The following is a 22,582-nucleotide window of genomic DNA, read 5'->3' as shown; positions in this document are numbered from 1 at the left end:
AATGAAGAACATAAACACAGACTTTTTTCTGAGTCTTCCTCATAAATTTTATTTTACTTTTTTCCTGGTCTTTTTCGTAACAAGTATTTCTCTCGCTCAAGATTATCCAACCAGCGTTGCCAAAAATGGCGATGGGATTTACAGCTTGTTAAAAAGGCATGGCCTTTCACCTTCGGAGCATTTCAATGCTTTTATCGAACTCAACAAAACAAAACTCGGTAAAAACAACAGTTTATTTGTGGGCCAAAAATACACGCTTCCCTTGAAAGACGCAGCCACTAGTTCAACAGCCAGCGGAGGTGCCATTTACCCCATTTTTGGAAAAACTTACGAACAGGTTTCCCCTGTTGACAATTCGCTTAAAGGAGCCATTTACTATTTGGTGAGTGGACATGGCGGTCCCGATCCGGGTGCTGTTGGGCGCTACGGCAACCACACCCTTTGTGAAGACGAATATGCCTACGATGTAACCCTGCGCTTGGCTCGAACGCTCATTGAGCGGGGGGCCTTGGTTTATATGATCATCCGCGACGAAAATGATGGGATCCGGGATGATAGCTATCTTAAACCCGACAAGGATGAAACCTGCTACCCCAGCCTGACCATTCCACGCAACCACACCAAACGCTTACGCCAGCGCAAAGATGCTGTAAATAAGCTCTACTTAAGACACAAAGGCAGTTTTCAGCGAATGATTATTGTGCATGTTGACTCCCGAAGTAAAGGTGAAAACATTGATGTATTCTTTTACCACGATCACCGAAGCAAGACGGGTAAAAAACTGGCCAACAACCTGCAACAAACCTTTAAAAAGAAATACGACACCCACCAACCCAATCGCGGCTATCATGGTACGGTGTCGGACCGCAACTTGTATGTTTTAAAATACAGCTACCCGCCTGCGGTATTTATCGAGCTTGGGAATATTAACCACCACCGCGACCAGCAACGCTTTATCCACAACAATAACCGGCAAGCCTTGGCCAACTGGATGTGTGAAGCATTAATAAAAGACTTTGGGAATAACAAATAATGGACAAGCTACCAGCCGATAAAAGTCTGATTCTTTTTGACGGCTATTGCACACTCTGCAGCCGGCTGGTTCAGCTTATTTTGAAATACGACCGACGCAAACACTTTCTTTTCTGCGCCTTAACCAGCGATACCGGACAAAAAATCAGGCAGCATCTGGCCATTCCGGAAGATATTGATTCTATTTTACTGGTAGAAAACGGCCAGTATTACACGCATTCGGAAGCCGTTCTGAAGATAGCCAAACAATTGGGAGGCTTCTTTCGAATTGGTTTGATTGGCCGGATTATGCCTAAAAGCTGGCGTGACCAACTCTATTGCTGGATAGCCAAAAATCGCTTCCATTGGTTTGGGCGGCGAAACAGTTGCAGAATGCCCTTACCGGAAGAAACGGACCGCTTCCTTTAAAATTCGAATTTACCCTTTTCGTGTTGTAAATACCGGGCAGATAAATGCCCCATCATCCGGCTGATGTGATCAATTGCCGATTGGGTTGAAGTACTAATCTCTTTCTTTTGAAGACGCAACAGCATAATGCTGTATAGCGCCTGAAATCCCAAGCGGATATCATTCTGCCCCTTTTCCACACTTTTGGATTCAAACTCATCAATAACGGGTTTGGCCAATTGAAACAAGCTCACATACCTGGGGTCTTTGCCCGACTGTAGCAATTGCATGTGAAACTGGTTTAAATCATCAATCAAATTCAAAACAAACTGCAAATGACCAGCTTGAGTTACCCGTTCTTTCTCCATCATGCTGGACAGGTTGCGGTACCAGTCAAAAATCTCCAGGCGGGTATCGTCCTCCACCTCAAAACGGGCTACCAGGGTTTTCCCTATTTGATCGGGATCAAACTTAAGGGCACGCAACAAATCCTCCACTTGCCAGAGGTAAAGAATGTATTCTGCAATATTGGTTCTTCGTTTTTCTTTAGCGATCAACATAATCAGTCTATTTCAAAAAAATCATCTAAATCCCGGCGCTCTTTCTTGGTCGGGCGCCCGGTACCACGCTCACGCTGAAACCAGCCCATGTTCCGCTGCACCTCCAGAATTTCCAGCTCGGACAGGGGCGTGACATCTTCCATAAAATCAGACACCAGCTTGGCCCCCATTCGTTTGCCGGCCAACTGCAATACTTTATACTTGTATGTAATTGGCGACTTCCGCACCGCAATTACATCACCCACTTTAACAACTCGCGATGGTTTTACAGGTAAATCATCAATCGACACACGTCCTTTTTTCACAGCCTCAGTAGCCATGCTGCGCGTTTTAAATACGCGCACAGCCCAAAGCCATTTATCAACGCGAACCTGTTCACTCATGTTACTTGCGTTTATTAAATTGATTCATAGTGCGGGCAACACCAATGGTTCCAAAACTTTTGATTATCTCAATGCAGGTATCAATCTTTTCTGGCAGTTCTGCATCTTCCTGTTTCGTCCATTCGGCCAACACATAGTCCACCTGCTGTCCGGGGCGAAATTCATCGCCAATCCCAAAACGGAGTCGTGCATAGTCACTTCGTCCGGTTACCTGCTGAATGCTTTTCAATCCGTTGTGTCCTGCATCCCCTCCTTTACCGCGTAGGCGAAGGGTACCAAAAGGCAAGGCCAGATCATCGGTCAATACCAACAGGTTTTCAAACGGAATTTTCTCTTTCTGCAACCAGTAATTAACCGCTTTTCCACTCAAATTCATGTAAGTGGTTGGCTTCAACAGAATAAATGTCCGGGCTTTAAATTTATACTCGGCCACATAGCCATAACGGCTATCGCTAAAAACAATATTGGACGCATCTGCAAGAGCGTCCAATATTTTAAATCCTATGTTATGCCGGGTATGTGCGTATTCACTTCCCGGATTTCCTAGTCCTACTATTAAATATTTCATCCGTAAGATAACTTAATCCTTGATTTATTGAAGATACGGATGAAACGACTTTGTTTGCATCAACAAACAAAGTCGTTCCGAGTATTTACTCTTCAGTTGCTTCTTCAGTTTCGTCCTCATCAGCTCCAGCAGCTGCAGCCGCTCCCATAGCTGCACGGGCAGCACGAGTGATGATAATAGAAACAACAGGAACTGACTTGCTGTTCAGGAATTCGATGTTTTCCACATCCAACTGACCAACTTTGAAACTATCACCCAAACCTAAGTTTGTGATATCAATCGTGATTGTATCAGGAAGATCTTTAGGCAATGCTTTTACACGCAGACGGCGTAAGTTCGTTTTCAGTTTACCACCGGAACGCATCCCTTTGGCATAACCTTCCACCTTGATTGGCACTTCAATCTTAACTGGCTTGTCTTCAGAAGTTCTCAAGAAGTCAACGTGTAGAATTTGATCGTTTACTGGGTGGAACTGAACATCCTGCATGATTGCTTTATAAACAGTTCCGTCAATTTCCACATCAATCAAATAAACATTAGGCGTATAAATCAATGGACGAAAATCTCCTGCATCTGCTACAAAGTGGATCGGAGCTTCACCACCGTACAAAACGCAAGGAACTTTTCCTTCATTTCTTAACTTCTTTGATTCTTTTTTTCCAAGACCTTCTCTGACTTGGCCTTTAATTTCAATTGATTTCATTTTTAAAAATTTTAGTTAATTATGATACTCAGTCCTCCCTTTTGTTAAAAGGGCAAACAGCATACATAACACTTATGCCGTTGGAAAAAGCGGTGCAAAAGTATTAATTATTTATAGAATAATGAACTAATCGACTCATTTTTATACACTCGCTGAATCGTTTCAGCAAAGGCATCAGCAGCCGATAAGTACTTAATTTTAGATGATTCCTTCTTCGGTGGAATAGAGTTGGTGAAATACACTTCCTCTAAAGCCGAATTTTCAATGTTTTCGTAAGCAGCTCCGGACAACAATCCGTGTGCGGCAAAAGCACGAACAGAATTGGCTCCTTCCTTGATCATCAAACCAGCAGCTTTAGAAATTGTTCCGGCCGTGTCAATCATGTCATCAACAATAATCACATCTTTATCACGTACATCACCAATCAGGGTCATGCTACCAACAACATTGGCTTTTTCGCGAGACTTATGACAGATTACCATATCTGTTCCCAGCATGCGGGCATAGTTATTCGCGCGTTTTGATCCGCCCACATCAGGCGAGGCAATAACGATATCGCGCAATCCCATTTTTTGAATATAGGGAATAAACAATGCTGATGCAAAAAGGTGGTCAACAGGAACATTAAAAAATCCCTGAATTTGATCAGCGTGTAAGTCCATCGTAATCACACGGTCAACACCTGAAGCTGATAATAAATCAGCCATCAGTTTTGCACCAATGGATACCCTTGGTTTATCCTTACGATCTTGGCGAGCATAACCGAAATACGGAATACAAGCAATAATCTTATAAGCAGATGCGCGTTTTGCAGCATCGATCATCAACAACAATTCAAGTAAATTGTCGGCAGAAGGGAACGTGGATTGAACGATAAAAACGTGCGCACCACGAATCGTTTCCTCGTAACAGGGTTCAAACTCGCCATCGGCAAAAACCGGGCAGGAAGATTTCCCCAGGTCAACATTAACACTCTTACAAATCTCTGTCGTTAGATACCTTGTTGCTGTACCTGTAAAAATCTTTAAAGGAGCCTTTTTAGACATTTTTTCACTTTTAATTTACGTAGCTTTGGGAATGCGCGCAAAGGTAAAAAAATCTTTAAAATATCCTTTACACTCAACTCGTAAGTTATTTAAAATTGACAAAAAACACAAACAAGAGGCAAGCTAGCACACAGCTAAACAAGCATTCCCAAACTTTTTAGATGAACTGGTCAACATACTCCAGTATGTCTTCCTTGCCTAAGCCACTTTCAGACGAGCTGACAAACAGCGGAGGCAGTTCCTCCCAATGTGTCAGCAATTCGGCTTTATAGCTGGCAATATTCTTAGCCAGATTGGTATTGCTCAACTTATCTGCTTTTGTAAAAATCAGTGCAAACGGCACTTCTTTCTCGCCCAGCCAGTTAATAAACTCAAGGTCTATTTTTTGCACTTCATGCCTGCAATCCACCAAAACAAAAAGGCAATAAAGGTTTTCACGCTTCAGCACATAGTCAACAATATAGGCCTGAAATTTTTCCTTGCTCTTTTTAGACACCTTGGCATAACCATAACCCGGAAGATCAACCAGATACCAGGAATCATTGATCACAAAATGGTTGATCAACTGGGTTTTTCCAGGACGCGACGAAGTTTTGGCCAGTTTTTTTTGCCCGGTCAGCATATTAATTAAAGATGATTTTCCCACATTCGACCGTCCAATAAAGGCAAATTCGGGTTTGTTGGGATCCGGACATTTTGTGACGTCCGAGTTACTCATCAGAAAGTGGGCATTTTTTACCTCCATATAGTCTTTGTTTATTTTTTTAGTTAAAACTGTTCAATCCTTCGTTGCTTTTCGAAAAATCGTTAAACATGAACTTCCAACAGTTTCACGCCAGCCCCTTGAGGTGCCAGAAAATACTGCTCCAAAGCGGCCGGAACTAAAATGGTCTCACCTTGTTTCAAGGTTTCTTTTCCTCCCGGATATTCAATATCACAAACGCCTTCAACACCAATATACAATACAAAGGAGTCCAGTTTATGCATATCGCATTCCAGTTTTTTATCCAGCTCCAGGATGTTGGTGGTAAAATAATCACACTTCACCACTTCAACCGACTCGTTCTTTTTGGCTTCGTAAGTGGTTTTATATGAATCCGGCACCGTAAAATCGATGGCATCCAAAGCCAGTTCGGTATGCAATTCGCGCGAGTTACCTTCCGAATCTTTCCGGTCGTAATCGTAGATGCGATAAGTAACATCCGATGTTTGCTGAATTTCGGCCACCAAAACACCACGCCCGATGGCATGCACCCGCCCCGCTGGCATAAATAATACATCTCCTGCATTTACTTCTTCAAAGTTCAGGATGTCCATCAACTGGCCGGCTTCAAATTTTTCCAGGTATTGCTCCCGAGTCATTTCTTCTTTAAAGCCCAGGTTAAGCTTAGCTCCCGGATCGGCCTGCAAAACATACCACATCTCGGTTTTCCCGAACGCCTGGTGACGTTTTTTAGAAAGCTTATCATCCGGATGAACCTGAACCGACAAGTCATCGTTGGCATCAATAAATTTAATGAGCAGAGGAAATTCGACACCAAACTTTTCATACACGCGATCGCCAACCAGCTCGCCCATGTAGATTTCAATCAGTTCTTCCAAGGTGTTTCCTGCCAAAAAACCATTGGCAACAACCGACACATGATCCTGAACACCCGAAACCTCCCAGCTCTCGCCACAGTTCGGTAAATTTCCAAAGTCTTTTCCCAGCTGTGTTTTTATTTTCTGACCGCCCCAGATTTTATCCAAATACTGAGGGGTAAATTTCAAGGGATATAATTTTTTCATTTGCTTTAATTTTGTCGATGGGTTAAAATTCATAATCAACAGCAGCACGCTCAACAGTTGTTTCCTGAATCAGCGACACAACTTTCAGGTGCTCGGGATGTACACGGTACACGTCCAGATCAGCAACCGAGTCAAAATGTGAGATCAAACACAGGTCATACGATTTGGCTTCCAGCTCGTAGTTTGATCCAACTTCAATATGCCGAACCTGCTCAATTTTATCTTTAAGTGCTTCCAGTGCTGTTTTAATCTTTAACAGTACCGCTTCTTTCTCTGTTTTCGGATATTCTTTCAATTTAAAAAGAACCACATGATTAATCATAGCCATCAACTTTTATTAAGGAGTTATCAATTTGTCTGCGAAGTTACTATTTTCCCTCCGCTGTACCATAAATCCAAAGAGGAATATCGGAAATCTGCCTCGCTTGTTTATCTTTACGTAAAATTAAAGTCGAATGATTATCATTGGTATCGCCGGAGGAACTGGTTCAGGAAAAACCACAGTTGTGCGAAAAATCATCGAACAACTCCCCGAAAACGAAGTCGCTGTCATTTCACAAGACTCCTATTACAGAGACAACAGCCATCTCCCCATGGAGCAGCGTAAAGAAATTAATTTTGACCATCCCGACTCCATTGAATTCAGCCTGTTAACCCAACACCTTTCCGAGCTGAAAGCCGGGAAAAGCATTGAAGAGCCGCAGTATTCTTACCTCACCTGCAGCCGATTGGAACATACGCAGACAATCCACCCTAAGGCTGTTTTGATTGTTGAAGGGATTTTGGTACTCTCCAATGCCTCCCTGCGTAAGATGCTCGACATAAAGGCCTTTGTGGACTGCGACTCAGACCTGCGGCTTTCGCGGGTTATTCAGCGCGATATTATTGAGCGCGGACGCGATGTTCAGGAGGTGCTTGCCCGCTATGAAGAAACAGTCCGCCCCAGCCACTTGCAATTTATTGAACCCACCAAGCGCTTTGCCGACATCATCATTCCTCAGGGAGGAGACAACGCCGTTGCCATTAACATCTTCACCAACTTCATTCTCCAAAACCTCTAGCCATGCTTAGTAATTTAAACCTCGAAGACATTCTTTTTATCGATATTGAAACGGTGCCGCAGCAAGCCCATTTCGACGAGTTAAATGAAGATTTCCAGAAACATTGGGAAAAGAAATCAACCTATTTCCGCACCGAAGAACAAGGACCAGCCGACGTCTATGAGCGCGCCGGAATTTATGCGGAGTTTGGAAAAATCATCTGCATATCAGCCGGAGTGATTACGCAGCGCATGGGCGAGCGTTTTTACCGGGTTAAATCGTTCTATGATGACAATGAGAAAAAATTGCTGTCTCAATTCAACGACATGCTCAACAAATTCATGTCGCATCCCGGTAAAAGGCTTTGCGCCCACAACGGGCAGGAATTTGACTATCCCTACATTGCGCGCCGAACCTTAATCAATGGGCTTCCTCTCCCCACGACCTTGAATATTGCCGGCATGAAACCATGGGATGTTAAGGATAAGCTGATGGACACCCTGCAGCTATGGAAGTTTGGTGATTATAAAAACTACACCTCACTCAGCCTGCTTTGCACGGTTTTCAACATACCAACCCCCAAAGACGATATTGATGGCAGCCAGGTAGCTGAAGTTTATCGCGAAGGAAACATCGACCGGATTATTCGCTATTGCGAAAAAGACACGCTGGCCGTTGCCAACCTGCTGCTTCGCTACCGGGGCGAAGAGATCATTCCGATGGAGAATATGCAGGTGGTGTAAAACCTGGCTCCTGGGCTGCAAAAGGCAAGCCTGCCCTGATCATCAAGCCTGCTATTTTTAGGAAAAATCCGGTTTGAAAAATCTGCATAAATATGAACATCATTCTTTTTTATTTCCGAATCGTTTGTCTATCTTACTCTCCACTAATTAACTACTAACGACAAACTACTACTTATGAAAAAACTCGCCGTTCTGAATGTTCAGATGGCGCTTATGATGTTCTTTCAGTATATGATGTTTGCGGTTTGGTGGGTTCCTCTGGCTGCCTACCTGACACAAATGGATATTGGATCAACTCAAAAAGCGCTAATTTTAAGCTCCATGGCCTTGGGATGCCTCGTTTCTCCACTTACAGGAATGCTTGCCGACCGCTACTTTCAGGGACAATATGTTCTGGCTTTTACCAACTTTGTCAATGCTGCCCTGCTGGCGCTTGCAGCAACTACTTCCAATCCCAACCTGTTATTTCTGTTTTTGCTGGTGGCTATGATTTTTTACATGCCCACCTGGGGGCTAACCAGCTCCATCGCAATGACACACATCGCAACCGAGAAATTTGCACGAATCCGGGTTTTCGGATCAGTGGGCTGGGTTGTTTCCGGAGGATTTAGCCTGCTGTTTGTTCATCTTTTCGAGATGAATTTTGACGGTACCAACCTTCCTTTTTATTGCGGAGCTGGTGTTAGCCTGGTGGCCGCATTTTTCAATTTATCGCTTCCCAAAACACCTCCGGCTTCCAACGGTCAGCCTGTTTCTCTGATCAATATTATGGGATTGGGAGCAGTCAAGCTGATGCGTAACCGTAATTTCTTCTGGTTCATCATCTTGTCCTTTTTGTCCATGATTCCATTTTCCATGTACTGGTCGTATTGCTCAGAATTTCTGTTAGATGAAGGGTTCAAATACATCAGTATTACCATGAACTTTGGACAACTGGCAGAAATGCTGTTTCTGCTCTCGGTCCCCTTTATCGTCAGAAAGTTTGGACTGCGTACAACCATGTTTTTGGGCTTGATCGCCTTAACCATTCGTTACCTCAGCTTTTATTCCGGAGCTTTGACCGACACCGGCATTCTCTATATGATGGGAATCCTGATGCACGGGCTTATCTTCGGTTATTTCTACCTGGGCGGACAAATGTATATTGATGAGAAAGCCCCCAAGGCATTGAAAGCACAAGCGCAAGGCTTCATTTTTTTGGTCACGTTTGGATTGGGCTTGCTTGTTGGGAATTTCATCAATGCTAAAATCATAGCCATTTTTTCTGAATCAGGACCTGATGGAACGAACTACCACTGGGGAATGATATGGGGAATCACCACCATCATGTCAATCGGACTGGCAATTTTATTCCCGCTACTTGTCAAGAAGGAAAACAACCAACATTAAAACGAAGAGGCTCGTTCCAGTTGAACGAGCCTCTTCGTTTTGCTATTTGTTTATTCTTATTCATTCTCCATGGCTGGCATCTTCATTGATCCCAGGTTGGTAATTTTATAGCCCGACATGCTGAATTGCTTGTTGGCATTGGTGTCAATATCCGTAACACGCATGATTGAGCGTTCGCCGGTCTGGGTATTCTCCGACTCCGATTCCATCACACAACCACCAGGCATGCCGTAGGAATAGGTTGCGGCCTGCAACATGGCACTCATGAAATCGCGGGTAACAATTTCTACGTCATTGCTAACCCAAAAGCTGGCTTTGGTATGATCTTCCGGATTGTTGTAAAGATATTCTTCGCACCGGTAACCTTGAATGGTCTTTGTCTTGCCTGTTTTTTTCACATAGGGATTCATGGCCCAGTCCGTAGTTTCTACATCCTCCAAATCGGCGTACTCTTCCCCTTCGGCTAAGGTGCCGGCCTGATTCTGATCGTCAATGCCATACACAATGCCATTTTTTTCACCATCTCCTTCAGCAAGAATAATCATGGCCTTATTCTCAAGATCCATAATAAAAGTTCCTTGCCCACGCTCATCCATGTCTCCACCAATAAATTCGTAAGCAAAGTTTTTTGATTTAGGATCAACGTAGGTAATAAACTCCCCCTCACTGTCTTTCTTCCCATTCTTTTTGTAAGATTCGAAGTGCATTTGAATTTTGGAATCAAACGCATAGGTGTCAGCAATGGGTACCGGATCGCCCGACATCCCCATGCCTTTCATCAGCTGCTCCAGCCTTGCATTTTGTTTATCAGCAGAATTTTGGACGTCCGAATCATTTTCTGCTTCCTCAAAAACTTCATCCAGACTTTCATCCACTTTTTGGTCGACTTTATCATCAACCTTCTTTTCGATTTTGTCCTGAACTTTTTTACTTAATTTATTCAAAAATCCTTGTGCTGAACTTGCCGTTGTTAGTGCAACAACAAAAAACAGGGTCATCACCAAGGGAACTAACTTTCTCATAGCATTATTCATTTTTACATTAAAAAACTAATAAGCTACAAGTTACGACATTCCCGCTGCGCTTTGCAAATAATAAGGTGGGTTTTATTTAGAATAAGACTAAATTAAGATTTCATTGCCCGATCCATGTCTCGTCTGGCATCTTTTTCCTTCAAGGTGTTGCGTTTATCGTGTGTTTTTTTCCCTTTGGCCAGGCCAATTTCTATTTTAGCCAGCCCCCGGTCATTTAAAAACATCCGCAGTGGAATGATAGTCAAGCCACTTTCCTTGATTTTCTTTTGAAGTTTGTCAAGCTCTTTTTTGTTCAACAGCAGTTTCCGGTCACGCCGGGCTTCATGGTTATTGATGTTTCCAAAATCATATTCTGAAATATTCATATTCACCACATAAAGCTCCTGCCGGGTAAAGCGACAATACGCTTCCCCAATTGAGGCTTTCCCATTCCGGATAGATTTGATCTCGGTGCCAACCAGTTGAATGCCGGCCACAAATTTCTCCAGTATTTCATAATCGAAATAAGCCCGCTTATTTTTAATATTGATCGTCTGTTTTTTATGCACCATAACCGTAGAATGCTTGTAATAATTTCCAACTAAACACATTCAGAAGGATGAAGATAAGAAAAATCAACAGCAAGCCGAGCATCGTATACCGATTCTGATTTTCAGGCAACAGATTCAGACTTCCCTTTACCCCCTGAACAAATAAAAATATACCATACAATCCCAGTACACTTAAAACATACAGCCCGGGAAACAACCCGGTAATAAAAGAAACGATCAGAAAAGGCAAAAAGGAGTAGCCGACCAAACGGCTTACCAACAGTTTATTCTTTACTGCACCAACACTGGTCAACAACTCGTTGAGTAAATAGACCGACAAAAAGTACTGCAGAATATAGCTCACCACTTCCCGAACCGATTTGGCTACCGCGTAACTAAACAAAACCTCGCTTCCTTTGATGAGTTCTCCTATAAATACCGCTAAGCCAACCAATAGTACCAATGGTAAAAAGTAATCTTTAAAAATGGCTTCCGCTTTAATTTCCTCTTTTTCCTCCCGCCAAAACTTTGTTGGTTCCACCAATACGCTAAGGCAGGTTTGAAAAAGCTGGCGATATCGTTCTTTAAAATCCATAATCTCTGGTTTTGCGTCACAAAAATACATTATTTTGTAAACCTTAATGACAAATATCGATGAAACAGCGAAAATATCAAATGTTAACCATCCTCGGACCAACAGCTTCGGGAAAAACCACGGTAGCTGCCCATGCAGCCAAACAACTTGACGGAGAGATCATTTCAGCCGACTCACGTCAAATTTACCGGGGCATGGATCTTGGTACCGGAAAGGATTATGAAGACTACGAAATAGATGGTCAGCAAATCCCTTACCATTTGATTGACATTGTTGATGCGGGATTTGAATACAACGTTTACCTGTTTCACAACGCTTTTTTAGCGGCCTACAACGACATTACCCAACGCGGAAAATTTCCGGTTTTATGTGGCGGCAGTGGCCTGTACATTGAAGCGGTCTTAAATAATTATCAATTAATCCAGGTTCCGAAAAACCACGAGCTTCGGAAAACGCTGGATCCAAAGAGCCTGGATGAACTGGAACAAGTGCTGAAAGCGATAAAGCCCGAACTACACAACACCACCGACCTGGAAAACCGCCGCCGCGTCATCCGGGCCATTGAAATTGAGACTTACCTGCAGGAAAATCCGGAGCTAAGCAACGACATGCCTGAAATAAACAGCCTGGTTGTTGGAGTGAAATACGATCGGGAACACCGCCGGAAACGAATTACCGAACGGCTGAAGCAACGCCTGGAAGATGGCATGCTTGACGAAGTTCAGCGCTTGCTGGACAAAGGGCTCACGCCTGATCAACTCACCTACTACGGGTTGGAATACAAATACCTGACCCTGCACCTGATTGGCGAGCTAAGCTATGAAGAAATGTTTACCAAGCTTGAAATCGCCATTCACCAGTTTGCCAAGCGCCAGATGACTTGGTTCAGACGCATGGAAAAACACGGCACGCCCATTCATTGGCTGGATGGCTTTATGCCCCTGGAAGAAAAGATTGCCCAAATTCAGGAGTGGCTCGAAAGCTAAGCGGACTTACTGACGGCGCTTACGCCAATGCGTCAGCATGCTGCACAGCTCAAGGCCATCTGACTCACGAACGATGGTGGAGCTAAACGAAGAATCGCTTACCGATATGGTATCAACCGCCAGCTTGTCGCCAGCCAGTCCCTCTTTGAGGTAATTAATTTCCAGCTGAGCTAATTCAAAGGTATTCAGGAAATCGATCCCAAAGCCATCCAAAACCCGCTCCAGGTATTTGACGCTGTTAAAATGCTTATTCACATCCAGATCACTGAACAAAACCGCTTGAAAACTTAACTCACCGGAACGCGCATGCGGCTTGATCCGTTTCGGATTCCGGCAAACATTCGGGGCTTCCAGGCGAGGAAACGAATTCCGCAAATCACGCAAGCGGAAAATACGGCGGTTCTCCAAATTCAGAATGAGCCAGGCAGTACTTGCCCGCAACAGGACCTCTTGCTGTTCATTTTCAAGAATAAATTCGCGGTAAGCATACATTCCGTCGGTACCCGATGACCAGGTATTCAAGGTAATCTGATCTTGCCATTCCGGGTATTTTTCAATTTCAAAATAAACCCGCGACAACACCCAAAACATATTGTTGCTTTTCAAATCTTCGTACCCCCACTCCATCACCTGCGCATGTGCCCAGGCAGCTTCCAGCATCACATTAAAAAGTGAAGTAACTGATGCCTGAGCATGCTGATTGGTGTGATAGGCTCCAATGGTTATTTTCTGCGAGTATTTATTCATGAATTGGCTTTTTTTAAACTTTTGGACAAATCTATTGTTCAATTTTTGAAAATAAAGAAGCTTTTGCGACTTTTGCGAAAATTTTCCCCAAAAATATGAGTGATATTATAATTAAAACACCCGAACAGATCGACGGAATTAGAAAAAGCAGTCAACTGGCTGGTCAATCATTGATCATGATTGAAGAATTTGTAAAACCAGGGGTAAGCACCGAGTTTTTGAATAACAAAATTCAGGAATTCATCCAGGATCATGGAGCCATTTCGGCTACCGTAGGCTACAATGGCTATCCCAAAGCCACCTGCATATCACTCAATGAGGTTGTTTGCCACGGAATTCCAAATGCAGACCAGATTTTAAAAGAAGGCGACATTTTAAACATCGATGTTACCACCATTTTGAATGGGTACTATGGAGACACCAGTAAAATGTATGCGGTAGGCGAAATTTCAGCTAAAGCGCAACGCCTGATCGATGTCAGCAAACATTGTCTTGACCTGGGCATCCAGCAGGTTAAACCCGGTAATTACGTTGGAAACATTGGCTTTGTGATTGGCCGCTACGCCAAAGCACAAAAGTTCAGCGTGGTGTATGAATTCTGCGGTCATGGTGTTGGTATTGATTTTCATGAAGCCCCACAGGTTGACCACATTGCCCGCAAAAACACCGGCGATATTATGCGTCCGGGCATGACTTTTACCATCGAACCCATGATCAACGAAGGACGGCCAACCACCCGTGTAGACAAAAATGATGGTTGGACAGCCCGCACCAGCGATGGCAAGTTGTCGGCTCAGTTCGAACATACCATTCTGGTGACCGATGATGGTTACGAGGTATTGTCAGATGTACTGGGCGAATACAAGTAAAGCATCCCGTTAAAAATTAGTTTTCCGTAGTGCATTAGTTTGCTGAATTGGCTATTTTAGTGTGACAAAAACACAGGCAACGTGAGCAAACTCTTGAATTACTACTTAAAGCTATTTATTTTCAATATCGACGACAGTTCCTACGAACGGCTGGAGGAAAAGAAAAAAAGCATCTTGCTGCACCTTTTCTTCTACCTGTTCTTCCTGTCCATGGGAGTATTTCTGTTTAGTAATTTCTACAAAAAGACTTATAATACAGCCCTTTTTAATGGCACGGCTTTGCTGGCAGGCGGATTAACCTTTTGGCTTTTGAAAAAGAAAAAAAGCAGTGTGGCACCGGCTTTCCTCTTTGTGTTTATCATTTCGGCCATCAGTACCTATTTCTTTCTGACCGGAGGATACAACAAATCCGGAGTGGCCTTTGCCCTGATGCTGCCCCTGCCGGTTATCCTCATTTTGGGCAAAGAACGTGGAATTATCGCCCTCGCCTTGTTTTTCCTGAGCAATACCCTGGCCTATTATTTTTTCCAGAACGAACCGTGGTGCCCCCATTACAACTTCAGCCTGATTTGTCGCTTATCAATTGTTTTCCTGTTCATCTCGGTCATCGCCTTTGCCAATGAGTTTATCTTTGAGGTGCTCTACACCCGGCTCGAAAAGCTGTCGACCTCACTGAGAATCAGCCAACAAAAATACAAGGATCTGGCCATCAATAAGGAGAAGTTCCTGTCCATCATTTCGCACGACCTTAGCGACCACGTGGGTAGTTTTATGGCTATTTCATCGCTGCTGAATGAACAGTACGATGAACTGCCCAAAGAAGAACGCATGAAGTTGATCAAAAACATGGCGATTGTTTCGAAGAACAACTACAAGTTGCTGCACGACCTGCTTACCTGGTCCACCGTGCAGATGGATCATATTCCCTACTCGCCCAAACCCTTCAAGCTCGAAAAAATTTACCGCGAAGTTATTGAGTTGTTCAACCCTTTGCTGGAAGAGAAACAGTTGTCAATCTTTCTAAAAATGAAGAGTAACTCCGAGCTGTTTGCCGACTACCACATGGCCAGTGCCATTCTGCGAAACCTGGTTTCCAATGCCATCAAATTCTCCCAGCCGGGCGGAGAAATCCGGATCTCGGCCAAAGAACGAGAGGATATGATGGTCATCTCCGTCAGCGACCGGGGTGTAGGCATGAGTAAGGAAGCACTGATGCGCTTCAACTCCTCGCTCTCCTTTTCGGAACCCGGAACCATGCAGGAACCCGGAACCGGCATTGGTCTGATACTGACTAAGGAATTTGTACAAAAAAACGAAGGCCGCATTTATATTGACAGTACGCCTGGCAAAGGAACGAAAGTGAGTTTTACCCTGCCCTTGGTTGAGTAACAGTTGTTTGTTTTCAGTTGTCAGTGCATCAACCGCAAGAGCTCCGAGTCTGTTGCTGAACAAAGCTCCAAAGCACATGTGCCAATCAGGCCCAAAAGATTGTCAATCGTCAGTAGCTAAATGGTCAATTCCCTTTTCCGGTTGTCAAGGCCTCAATCAGGCTGAAGGGCAAAAGTGCCATTGAATGTGGACCAATAACAACTACTGACCATCAATGTCTACCAGTGACTATTAACCTCCTATTGCCTGCTAACGACTGCCTTGTCCCTTCTCCCTGATATCCTCTCCTTTTATCCGCTTTCCATTCGGCACAAGAGCGATAAATTTTATCTTTGCTGCAAAAAGCATTGAACCATGTCACTGATAATTGAAGAAAAAGATCTGAACAAATTCATTATGGTGGGCGACCGTGTTTTAGTTAAACCCAAAAGCCCGCAAAACAAAACCAAAACGGGCTTATACCTTCCCCCAACGGTTCAGGAGAACGAGAAAGTCCAAAGCGGCTACATTGTGAAAGTTGGGCCAGGCTATCCCATTCCGGCCATGACCGATAATGACGAGCCCTGGAAAGAACAAAAAGAAGAGGTTAAGTACGTTCCCCTGCAAGCCAGTGTGGGCGATTTGGCCATTTACTTAGCCAAAAGCGGCTTCGAAATTGAATTCAACAAAGAAAAATACATCATTCTGCCACACGCGTCTATTCTGATGATTATTCGGGACGAAGATCTCCTGAAATAACTTCGATTTGAAATTTGAAGCTTGTTAAGTCTTAAAAAAAATGACGATTTGTAAATATATCCTTAACTTGAATTTCAAATTGAAAGAAGACCTGTCGCAAACCAAGTTTTTTTTAATAAATTGCATGCGTTTTTGTCACAAACAAAACGATTGAACAATTTTCAAAACAGTTAAATCATTTAATATGAACCCACAAGCTGAGGAATTAAACAAAATTATTCAAGCGAAAAATCCAGTTATTTACGACCTTTTGTCGGAAAAAGGAAAAAATATTTTCTTCCCAAAAAAAGGAATCCTTGGGCAAACTGCCGATGCTAAAGGAACCAAAATCAATGCAACCATTGGAGCTGCAGTCGAAGACAACGGCACTCCCATGCGATTGAACAGCATTGAATCGAACGTAAAGCTCGATCCATCATTGGTTTTCCCTTATGCACCAAGTTTCGGACGTCCGGACATCCGCGCCAAATGGCAAAGCATGATTTTTGAGAAGAACCCATCACTCAAAGATAAAGCAATAAGCTTACCGGTTGTCACCAATGCGTTAACACACGGTGTAAGCATGGCTGGATACCTGTTTGTTGACGAAGGCGAAAAAGTGCTGGTACCTGATTTGTTTTGGGGAAACTACAACCTGATTCTGAATCATGCCTATGGCGCTGAGCTGAGCAAATTCAACCTGTTTAAAGATGGTGGATTCGACCTCGACGCCTTCAAAGCCAAGCTGGCTGAAGACGGCATTGGCAAGAAAGTGCTGATTTTGAACTTCCCCAACAACCCAACCGGGTATACCCCAACCATTGAAGAGCAAAAAGGCATTGTTGCGATCATTAAAGAATCAGCCGAGCAAGGCAACAAAATCGTGGTTTTCTCCGACGATGCTTACTTCGGTTTGGTTTACGAAGAAGGTATTGAGCAGGAAAGCATTTTCGCCCAGCTGAGCGATTTGCACGAAAATGTGTTGGCTCTGAAAATTGACGGACCAACCAAAGAAGACTACGTTTGGGGATTCCGTGTTGGTTTTATGACTTACGGCGTAAAAGGTGGCGATGCCGAATTGTACACCGCCCTGGAAGCCAAAACAGCAGGAGCTGTGCGTGGAAACATTTCCAACGCCGCCAACATTTCACAATCGTTGTTGCTGAGCGCCTTCGAAAATGAAGCCTACCAGGCTCAGAAAGCGGAGAAGTTCGAGATTATGAACAAACGTTACCACGCCGTAAAAGAAGCGTTGAACGACGATAAATACAGCGAATACTTTACGGCACTGCCTTACAACTCGGGCTATTTCATGTGCGTTCAGCTGGCCGAAGGGCTGGATGGCGAACTGATTCGTAAAATCCTGATCGAGAAATACAGCATCGGAATCATTAACCTGAACAATGTGATTCGTGTCGCTTTCTCGGCCATGGCTGCTTCGGATGCGAAAGAATTGTTCGAGGGCATTTACAATGCGTGTAAAGACTCGAAACAATAAGTTGAAAGATTATTCCATTGAAGATAATTCCAAAGGCTGTTCAGCAATGAACGGCCTTTTGTTTTTTTAAGAGGAACCGAATGGATGCCGGCTAATAACCGGTCTTCCCGTGAATCTCGTCAATAGCAATCCGCAGCACTTCCATTTTAGCCGAAGCCGCATGGGCTTTCAGTAATTTGGATTGAATGACCGATTCCTTTTCCTCCAGATGATTTAAAAGAACCAGCATGCCTGCTTGCTTTTCGTCCGGGTCGTCCACCACCTGAATCGTTCCCCAAAACACCACCGACCGGTAAACATGGCTGCACTCATCCGGCACATAGCCCCCATCTTCAATCACCGTGGCACACACGGCAGGGTTACTCTTTATAAAATCCAGTTTCAGTCCTTTTTTAGCGGTATGGACATAAAGCACTTGCCGCCCGGGGTCGTAGCCATAGCTCAACGTAACGATGTACGGCTCATTGCCGCGACACAAAGCCAGGGTCACAAACTTGCCCTGTTGCAGAATTTCATCCAGCTCAACGCGCGAAGTCAGCTCCTGACTTGGGCGGTTTTTCAAATGATATTTTGCTCCCTCGCTCATCCGATTCGTTGTAACTCATACACCATAAAAAACAAGCCCAACCCCAGGGCTACCAAAAGTATACTCACCCGCTTGCCCCATACCGACTGCATGCGCCCCAGCACAAAGGCTACCACCGACACCGCCCCGGAAACCACCAAGCCCGCGAAAAAAGCCCGTGCTTTCACCTCTGCCGGAACAGCATCGCCCGGAGCCAGTTCAGGCACCACCAGCTGACCACTGCTTAATACCCACAGGGCAAACAGGGCCAGCACCCAAAAAGTTCCCTGTCCCAATTGCAGGAACAGCTGCCGTTTTTCAATCCACGAATAAATGATCAATCCAATTGCTAAAAACAGCACCCATTGCGAGCTGGTTGTCAGCGTTAAAAAAGCTTGTCGGTCCATGTCGTCTAAAATTTGGTCAAAAGTGTTTATTTTTTTGGTAAAGAAAAAAGGTTCCTCCTAAAAATGCGGTTTACCTGACGGAAAAGGGAAAACGGAGAAAGGAAAATGGAGGAAGGTTGTCGGTTATCGGTTATCGGTTATTCAGATTGTGCATGAGTTCAAACGTTCGTGCGTTCCTGAGTTCGTGACCTCGTGCCTTCTCCTTGCTACCTACTGCCTTCTGCCTGTTTCCTTGGTTCTCTTAACCCATCCGTCCCGGTTCCCGGGACACCTTCCCTTCGAGAAGAGAAGGTAATCCAACCACCCGTGTAAGCAGCGTTTTCTTAAACCTTAGTAGCACCATTCAGTTTTTCACCAAATTAACCTTATTCGAAGAGAATACGAATTAAGCCGCAATCGGATTAAAAATGGATTGTCAGCTATTCAGCTTGTGCATGCCTTCTCCTTTCTGCCTACTCCCTTCTGCCTGGCTCATCTGCTCACTCTCTCTTAACCCATCCGTCCCGGTGCGCTGCACCTTTGTTTCCGTTACATCCATAGCTACAAATATTTCGCAGCACTGCTGCTCAAAACGTGGAATTAAATATTGCTGGTAATCGGTTCGTACGTTCATGACCTCGTGCCTTCATGAGTTCGTATCTTCGTGCCTTCTTGCGTTCGTCAATTCGCATTTTCTATTGCTTTTGTGGACACAATCTTCTTCGCATCAAGTCCAAATCTTCTGCGTTACTTCTGGGTATCTTCTGTGTATCTTCTGTATTCAAAAACATAGAAGTTACCTTTAATACTCAGAGAAAAAATGTGGAATATCTGGACTTGGTACGGAGCAAGATACCTAGCCGACTGGTCCGCCCTCGACCTGTTGTCCTCGCTTGCAACTACAAGGAACTTAATCATCCCAAGCAGACTCGGATGACTCGACCAGAGGTAAAATGATGAGATCGATTGTAACTCAATAACCATTCAGAAGAAAGGACAATAGATCCAAAGTACCGTGGAGGAACAACGAAATTGATAAAAAAATAATCGACATCCATAACAAACCAGTTGCTGCCGGATTGATTTTCAAGGATTAAAGGCTAGTGAACTCGTTTTTTCTTACAAAAAATGAGGTATTCGACTATAGATATTTCTTAATTTTGATGTATATACTCAACGCTATCTTATGCGGGCAACAAAAATCATCCACCGGGGAGAGCATCGTATTCAAGTTGATTTTCCTTACAACCAGGAGATTGCTGGCTTGATTAAGCAAATTCAGGATGCTCAATGGAGCAAAACGCTGGGGGCATGGCATATCCCCTATACCGAACGTGCATTTAATCAGTTGAAAAAACTTTTCCCGAAGATGGACTGTCCCCCCAACGTTTTTGTTGAAAAAACGGAAGAATCGAAGCTCATTTCCTCCATAGCGGTTCACCCTAAGCCTTCTCAACAACGAAAAGGTGTTTCGGTGCAGGTCATCGGCAGGAAGATCATCTTGAAACTGCCTAAGAATGACCGTGACACTCGCTTTATTGTTTCGTTGCGCTACAGCCGGTGGGACCCGAAACAGTTTTGCTGGATTGTGCCGAATTATCCGGGCAATTTAGAGCTGATTAACGACTATTTTAAAGATCGGATTAGCGAACTGATTATTCATGAAGAGTTGGAAGTCAAAACAAGTACCAATGCGCAAAGAACCTTAAACGCGAATGAGCTTTTAATCATCAAAACCAAGACGGGAAGGTTAAAATTGATTTTTGGGTTCAACAAAGCCTTAAGCTACTTGCTGAAAAAATTGCCATTTCACTCCTGGGATTCAGTCAACAAATGGTGGACAGTCCCTTTTTCAGAAAAAATTTTAAACGAAATTACCGTCACCGCAAAAGCTCAAAATTTAGCGGTTTTATTTGAAGAAGAAGCCACGACTGAAAATAAGGTTCCTCGAATTACGGCGTTTGATGTTGCCAATTATCGCCAATGCCCTGATGAATATATTCTTAAATTGAAGGAACTCAGATACAGTGCCAGCACCATAAAATCGTACAAAGGCTTATTCGAGGAATTTATAAATTATTACCATAAATATGATATCAAAACGATTGACGAAAAGATGATTATTGCTTTTATGCAGTATTTGGTGATTGAGCGTAAAGTATCGACTTCGTATCAGAACCAGTCTATTAACGCCATAAAATTCTACTACGAACGGGTATTGGGTGGACATCGAAAAATATATTTGGTGGAGCGACCACGAAAGGAGAAAACTCTGCCTGAAGTGTTGAGCGAAGAGGAATTGGTTTCGGTAATACAAAAAATAGACAACATCAAACACAAAGCTGTTGTTTTGCTCATTTACTCGGCCGGGCTGCGTTTAAGCGAGCTTATCAACTTACGGATCAAAGATATTGACAGCAAAAGGATGAAAGTATTTGTACAACAAGCTAAAGGAAGAAAAGACAGGTATACCTTGTTGTCGAAGAAAGTACTACCGGTATTGCGAGACTATTTTAGGGAGTACAAGCCGAAAGAATGGCTTTTTGAAGGTCTTCAAGGACGGCAGTACTCGGCTAGCAGCGTACAAAATATTGTAAAAATGGCCTACAAAAGGGCCGGGATCAAAAAGAAGGTTTCGACCCACAGCTTACGCCATAGTTTTGGCACCCACTTGCTTGAAAACGGAACCGACTTACGGTACATACAAAGTTTGATGGGGCACGAAAGCAGCAAAACCACCGAGATTTATACCCATATTACCACAAAGGGGTTTGACCAAATCCAAAATCCGTTGGATAAACTTGACTTTTGAAACAAAAAATCCCTATTTTTAAACAAGCTAATTAATCAATTTTTAAATCTAAAAAACAAAAAACCAATGACAGTATCATCCTACACGCATCAACCACCCCTAAGCAGCCTATAAACCAGCAAAAATACATCCAACTAAAGCGAATATATCCACAAGACTGTGGGTATACAAGTGTTGTGGGTAATAGAATAAAACAGAATCAAATGAGTTCAACGAGATGGTTTGATGAAAATGGGGAAGAGATAATAAGGGAGCCTGTGAATCTTGACGAAACTGATCACATTGCGGAAATCGGTGGAACCTTCGAAGAGTTTAGTGTTGGAGTGAACTTTTATTCTAAGGACTTGGACAGGCATGAGATTACAAGATTAATTGGTGCGGAACCGACAAAATCTTGGAATCCTGATGAAAGACATCCTATTGGAAACTCAAATAAGACAAGAATAACAGATTGGGGTAAATGGTATTTGACTTCAAAAAGAGATAATACTGACTTGAATAAGAAGTTAGAGGACTTGTTAAACTTATTGACGTCAGATTTAGAATGTTGGAAAAAATTAACTTCCAAATACGATGCTTGGATTGACGTTGCAGGTTATATGGAGAATTGGAACAGAGGCTTTAGTCTTAAACCGGAGATTATGAGAATGCTTAGTGACAGAAACCTTGAAGTCGTATTTGATATTTACTACGATGGAGAAGAAGATAATGATGATTTATAAAAAACTACATACCCACAATCGAGTGGGAAGCCGCTAGGCTAAAAGCCTAGCGGGGAACCCCTCACACCACCCAGCGTACGGGTCTCGTACTGG

General features: G+C 43.5%; 27 protein-coding genes. 12 read left to right on the top strand and 15 right to left on the bottom strand.

The genetic code is table 11. The annotated features are described in order from the left end of the window. Position 1: 1 nt before the first annotated feature. Positions 2-1,033, top strand: a complete 1,032-nt coding sequence (locus tag Q1A18_RS11460) for an N-acetylmuramoyl-L-alanine amidase (protein ID WP_299579930.1) — start codon at positions 2-4, stop codon at positions 1,031-1,033. Continuing rightward, entirely contained in the window at positions 1,033-1,440 is a 408-nt protein-coding gene (locus Q1A18_RS11455) for a DCC1-like thiol-disulfide oxidoreductase family protein (RefSeq protein WP_299579927.1), read from the top strand. The genes Q1A18_RS11460 and Q1A18_RS11455 overlap by 1 nt, the downstream gene beginning before the upstream one ends. On the opposite strand, the gene Q1A18_RS11450 is transcribed toward Q1A18_RS11455, so the two are convergent. The 8 genes from Q1A18_RS11450 to Q1A18_RS11415 all read right to left on the bottom strand — a co-directional run bounded on the left by Q1A18_RS11450 (position 1,437) and on the right by Q1A18_RS11415 (position 6,789). Further along, positions 1,437-1,979: a DUF4924 family protein gene (locus Q1A18_RS11450; protein ID WP_299579924.1), complete on the bottom strand. Its 543-nt coding sequence runs from the start codon at positions 1,977-1,979 to the stop codon at positions 1,437-1,439. The genes Q1A18_RS11455 and Q1A18_RS11450 overlap by 4 nt on opposite strands. 2 nt (positions 1,980-1,981) lie before the next feature. Continuing rightward, positions 1,982-2,362 (bottom strand): RNA-binding S4 domain-containing protein, encoded by a 381-nt coding sequence (locus Q1A18_RS11445; protein WP_299579921.1) that lies wholly within the window; start codon positions 2,360-2,362, stop codon positions 1,982-1,984. A gap of 1 nt (position 2,363) precedes the next feature. Beyond that, complete coding sequence (pth, locus tag Q1A18_RS11440) at positions 2,364-2,930, bottom strand: aminoacyl-tRNA hydrolase (RefSeq protein WP_299579918.1); 567 nt, start codon at positions 2,928-2,930, stop codon at positions 2,364-2,366. 85 nt (positions 2,931-3,015) lie between these two features. Next, complete coding sequence (locus Q1A18_RS11435) at positions 3,016-3,633, bottom strand: 50S ribosomal protein L25/general stress protein Ctc (protein ID WP_299579915.1); 618 nt, start codon at positions 3,631-3,633, stop codon at positions 3,016-3,018. Positions 3,634-3,740: 107 nt separating this feature from the next. Further along, complete coding sequence (locus tag Q1A18_RS11430) at positions 3,741-4,679, bottom strand: ribose-phosphate pyrophosphokinase (RefSeq protein ID WP_299579912.1); 939 nt, start codon at positions 4,677-4,679, stop codon at positions 3,741-3,743. A 157-nt stretch (positions 4,680-4,836) separates the two neighbouring features. Next, complete coding sequence (yihA, locus tag Q1A18_RS11425) at positions 4,837-5,424, bottom strand: ribosome biogenesis GTP-binding protein YihA/YsxC (protein WP_299579908.1); 588 nt, start codon at positions 5,422-5,424, stop codon at positions 4,837-4,839. A 62-nt stretch (positions 5,425-5,486) separates the two neighbouring features. Beyond that, entirely contained in the window at positions 5,487-6,467 is a 981-nt protein-coding gene (locus tag Q1A18_RS11420) for a type I phosphomannose isomerase catalytic subunit (RefSeq protein WP_299579905.1), read from the bottom strand. A 22-nt stretch (positions 6,468-6,489) separates the two neighbouring features. Continuing rightward, positions 6,490-6,789, bottom strand: coding sequence for a Dabb family protein (locus Q1A18_RS11415; protein WP_299579902.1), 300 nt, complete (start codon positions 6,787-6,789; stop codon positions 6,490-6,492). A 133-nt stretch (positions 6,790-6,922) separates the two neighbouring features. On the opposite strand from Q1A18_RS11415, the gene udk reads away from it, so the two are divergent. The 3 genes from udk to Q1A18_RS11400 all read left to right on the top strand — a co-directional run bounded on the left by udk (position 6,923) and on the right by Q1A18_RS11400 (position 9,639). Next, positions 6,923-7,528 carry a uridine kinase gene (gene udk, locus Q1A18_RS11410; protein ID WP_299579899.1) on the top strand — a complete coding sequence of 202 codons (606 nt, stop codon included), beginning with the start codon at positions 6,923-6,925 and terminating at the stop codon, positions 7,526-7,528. Between the two features lie 2 nt (positions 7,529-7,530). Next, a complete protein-coding gene (locus tag Q1A18_RS11405; RefSeq protein WP_299579896.1) occupies positions 7,531-8,250 on the top strand; it encodes a 3'-5' exonuclease in 720 nt (239 codons plus the stop codon). 174 nt (positions 8,251-8,424) lie between these two features. Then, the gene (locus Q1A18_RS11400) at positions 8,425-9,639 is read left to right on the top strand and encodes an MFS transporter (protein WP_299579893.1); all 1,215 of its coding nucleotides are present in this window, start codon (positions 8,425-8,427) and stop codon (positions 9,637-9,639) included. 56 nt (positions 9,640-9,695) lie between these two features. Here the strand turns inward: Q1A18_RS11400 and Q1A18_RS11395 are convergent, their stop codons facing one another. From Q1A18_RS11395 to Q1A18_RS11385, 3 genes are all read right to left on the bottom strand, one after another. Beyond that, positions 9,696-10,661 carry a hypothetical protein gene (locus tag Q1A18_RS11395; protein WP_299579890.1) on the bottom strand — a complete coding sequence of 322 codons (966 nt, stop codon included), beginning with the start codon at positions 10,659-10,661 and terminating at the stop codon, positions 9,696-9,698. Between the two features lie 104 nt (positions 10,662-10,765). Further along, a complete protein-coding gene (smpB, locus tag Q1A18_RS11390) occupies positions 10,766-11,224 on the bottom strand; it encodes an SsrA-binding protein SmpB (protein WP_299579887.1) in 459 nt (152 codons plus the stop codon). Next, the gene (locus Q1A18_RS11385) at positions 11,214-11,798 is read right to left on the bottom strand and encodes a YIP1 family protein (RefSeq protein WP_299579884.1); all 585 of its coding nucleotides are present in this window, start codon (positions 11,796-11,798) and stop codon (positions 11,214-11,216) included. Before Q1A18_RS11385 ends, smpB begins: the two co-directional genes overlap by 11 nt. 59 nt (positions 11,799-11,857) lie before the next feature. Here Q1A18_RS11385 and miaA point away from each other — a divergent pair, with 59 nt between their 5' ends. Continuing rightward, on the top strand, positions 11,858-12,784 hold the full coding sequence (gene miaA, locus Q1A18_RS11380) for a tRNA (adenosine(37)-N6)-dimethylallyltransferase MiaA (protein WP_299579881.1): 927 nt from the start codon (positions 11,858-11,860) through the stop codon (positions 12,782-12,784). Between the two features lie 6 nt (positions 12,785-12,790). On the opposite strand, the gene Q1A18_RS11375 is transcribed toward miaA, so the two are convergent. Continuing rightward, on the bottom strand, positions 12,791-13,531 hold the full coding sequence (locus tag Q1A18_RS11375) for an acyl-ACP thioesterase domain-containing protein (protein ID WP_299579878.1): 741 nt from the start codon (positions 13,529-13,531) through the stop codon (positions 12,791-12,793). Between the two features lie 95 nt (positions 13,532-13,626). Between Q1A18_RS11375 and map the strand changes: the two genes are divergently transcribed. From map to Q1A18_RS11355, 4 genes are all read left to right on the top strand, one after another. Beyond that, complete coding sequence (gene map / locus Q1A18_RS11370; RefSeq protein WP_299579875.1) at positions 13,627-14,400, top strand: type I methionyl aminopeptidase; 774 nt, start codon at positions 13,627-13,629, stop codon at positions 14,398-14,400. A gap of 81 nt (positions 14,401-14,481) precedes the next feature. After that, positions 14,482-15,789, top strand: coding sequence for a HAMP domain-containing sensor histidine kinase (locus tag Q1A18_RS11365; RefSeq protein ID WP_299579872.1), 1,308 nt, complete (start codon positions 14,482-14,484; stop codon positions 15,787-15,789). Positions 15,790-16,143: 354 nt separating this feature from the next. After that, positions 16,144-16,527, top strand: coding sequence for a co-chaperone GroES family protein (locus tag Q1A18_RS11360; protein WP_299579869.1), 384 nt, complete (start codon positions 16,144-16,146; stop codon positions 16,525-16,527). Positions 16,528-16,711: 184 nt separating this feature from the next. Continuing rightward, positions 16,712-18,004: an aminotransferase class I/II-fold pyridoxal phosphate-dependent enzyme gene (locus Q1A18_RS11355; RefSeq protein ID WP_299579866.1), complete on the top strand. Its 1,293-nt coding sequence runs from the start codon at positions 16,712-16,714 to the stop codon at positions 18,002-18,004. A 91-nt stretch (positions 18,005-18,095) separates the two neighbouring features. Here Q1A18_RS11355 and Q1A18_RS11350 read toward each other — a convergent pair whose 3' ends face one another. The 3 genes from Q1A18_RS11350 to Q1A18_RS11340 form a co-directional block, all read right to left on the bottom strand. Then, a complete protein-coding gene (locus Q1A18_RS11350; RefSeq protein WP_299579863.1) occupies positions 18,096-18,590 on the bottom strand; it encodes a pyridoxamine 5'-phosphate oxidase family protein in 495 nt (164 codons plus the stop codon). Next, entirely contained in the window at positions 18,587-18,976 is a 390-nt protein-coding gene (locus Q1A18_RS11345) for a hypothetical protein (protein WP_299579860.1), read from the bottom strand. The genes Q1A18_RS11350 and Q1A18_RS11345 overlap by 4 nt, the downstream gene beginning before the upstream one ends. 415 nt (positions 18,977-19,391) lie before the next feature. Then, positions 19,392-19,589, bottom strand: coding sequence for a hypothetical protein (locus tag Q1A18_RS11340; RefSeq protein WP_299579858.1), 198 nt, complete (start codon positions 19,587-19,589; stop codon positions 19,392-19,394). Positions 19,590-20,141: 552 nt separating this feature from the next. Between Q1A18_RS11340 and Q1A18_RS11335 the strand changes: the two genes are divergently transcribed. Beyond that, entirely contained in the window at positions 20,142-21,767 is a 1,626-nt protein-coding gene (locus Q1A18_RS11335) for a site-specific integrase (RefSeq protein ID WP_299579856.1), read from the top strand. A gap of 203 nt (positions 21,768-21,970) precedes the next feature. Beyond that, positions 21,971-22,489 carry a DUF4279 domain-containing protein gene (locus Q1A18_RS11330; protein WP_299579854.1) on the top strand — a complete coding sequence of 173 codons (519 nt, stop codon included), beginning with the start codon at positions 21,971-21,973 and terminating at the stop codon, positions 22,487-22,489. Positions 22,490-22,582 lie beyond the last annotated feature (93 nt).

It is taken from the genome of uncultured Sunxiuqinia sp. (assembly GCF_947495665.1).
GTDB classification, from domain to species: domain Bacteria; phylum Bacteroidota; class Bacteroidia; order Bacteroidales; family Prolixibacteraceae; genus Sunxiuqinia; species Sunxiuqinia rutila.
Note: the sequence above shows the minus strand (reverse complement) of the source record. Positions and strands in the feature narration are given on the sequence as shown.

Bases quoted from the DNA above. Each gene is read 5' to 3' on its own strand.
- Q1A18_RS11460 (WP_299579930.1), top strand. From the start codon at position 2: ATGAAGAACATAAACACAGACTTTTTTCTGAGTCTTCCTCATAAATTT.
- Q1A18_RS11455 (WP_299579927.1), top strand. From the start codon at position 1,033: ATGGACAAGCTACCAGCCGATAAAAGTCTGATTCTTTTTGACGGCTAT.
- Q1A18_RS11450 (WP_299579924.1), bottom strand. From the start codon at position 1,979: ATGTTGATCGCTAAAGAAAAACGAAGAACCAATATTGCAGAATACATT.
- Q1A18_RS11445 (WP_299579921.1), bottom strand. From the start codon at position 2,362: ATGAGTGAACAGGTTCGCGTTGATAAATGGCTTTGGGCTGTGCGCGTA.
- pth (WP_299579918.1), bottom strand. From the start codon at position 2,930: ATGAAATATTTAATAGTAGGACTAGGAAATCCGGGAAGTGAATACGCA.
- Q1A18_RS11435 (WP_299579915.1), bottom strand. From the start codon at position 3,633: ATGAAATCAATTGAAATTAAAGGCCAAGTCAGAGAAGGTCTTGGAAAA.
- Q1A18_RS11430 (WP_299579912.1), bottom strand. From the start codon at position 4,679: ATGTCTAAAAAGGCTCCTTTAAAGATTTTTACAGGTACAGCAACAAGG.
- yihA (WP_299579908.1), bottom strand. From the start codon at position 5,424: ATGGAGGTAAAAAATGCCCACTTTCTGATGAGTAACTCGGACGTCACA.
- Q1A18_RS11420 (WP_299579905.1), bottom strand. From the start codon at position 6,467: ATGAAAAAATTATATCCCTTGAAATTTACCCCTCAGTATTTGGATAAA.
- Q1A18_RS11415 (WP_299579902.1), bottom strand. From the start codon at position 6,789: ATGATTAATCATGTGGTTCTTTTTAAATTGAAAGAATATCCGAAAACA.
- udk (WP_299579899.1), top strand. From the start codon at position 6,923: ATGATTATCATTGGTATCGCCGGAGGAACTGGTTCAGGAAAAACCACA.
- Q1A18_RS11405 (WP_299579896.1), top strand. From the start codon at position 7,531: ATGCTTAGTAATTTAAACCTCGAAGACATTCTTTTTATCGATATTGAA.
- Q1A18_RS11400 (WP_299579893.1), top strand. From the start codon at position 8,425: ATGAAAAAACTCGCCGTTCTGAATGTTCAGATGGCGCTTATGATGTTC.
- Q1A18_RS11395 (WP_299579890.1), bottom strand. From the start codon at position 10,661: ATGAGAAAGTTAGTTCCCTTGGTGATGACCCTGTTTTTTGTTGTTGCA.
- smpB (WP_299579887.1), bottom strand. From the start codon at position 11,224: ATGGTGCATAAAAAACAGACGATCAATATTAAAAATAAGCGGGCTTAT.
- Q1A18_RS11385 (WP_299579884.1), bottom strand. From the start codon at position 11,798: ATGGATTTTAAAGAACGATATCGCCAGCTTTTTCAAACCTGCCTTAGC.
- miaA (WP_299579881.1), top strand. From the start codon at position 11,858: ATGAAACAGCGAAAATATCAAATGTTAACCATCCTCGGACCAACAGCT.
- Q1A18_RS11375 (WP_299579878.1), bottom strand. From the start codon at position 13,531: ATGAATAAATACTCGCAGAAAATAACCATTGGAGCCTATCACACCAAT.
- map (WP_299579875.1), top strand. From the start codon at position 13,627: ATGAGTGATATTATAATTAAAACACCCGAACAGATCGACGGAATTAGA.
- Q1A18_RS11360 (WP_299579869.1), top strand. From the start codon at position 16,144: ATGTCACTGATAATTGAAGAAAAAGATCTGAACAAATTCATTATGGTG.
- Q1A18_RS11355 (WP_299579866.1), top strand. From the start codon at position 16,712: ATGAACCCACAAGCTGAGGAATTAAACAAAATTATTCAAGCGAAAAAT.
- Q1A18_RS11350 (WP_299579863.1), bottom strand. From the start codon at position 18,590: ATGAGCGAGGGAGCAAAATATCATTTGAAAAACCGCCCAAGTCAGGAG.
- Q1A18_RS11345 (WP_299579860.1), bottom strand. From the start codon at position 18,976: ATGGACCGACAAGCTTTTTTAACGCTGACAACCAGCTCGCAATGGGTG.
- Q1A18_RS11340 (WP_299579858.1), bottom strand. From the start codon at position 19,589: ATGAACGTACGAACCGATTACCAGCAATATTTAATTCCACGTTTTGAG.
- Q1A18_RS11335 (WP_299579856.1), top strand. From the start codon at position 20,142: ATGCGGGCAACAAAAATCATCCACCGGGGAGAGCATCGTATTCAAGTT.
- Q1A18_RS11330 (WP_299579854.1), top strand. From the start codon at position 21,971: ATGAGTTCAACGAGATGGTTTGATGAAAATGGGGAAGAGATAATAAGG.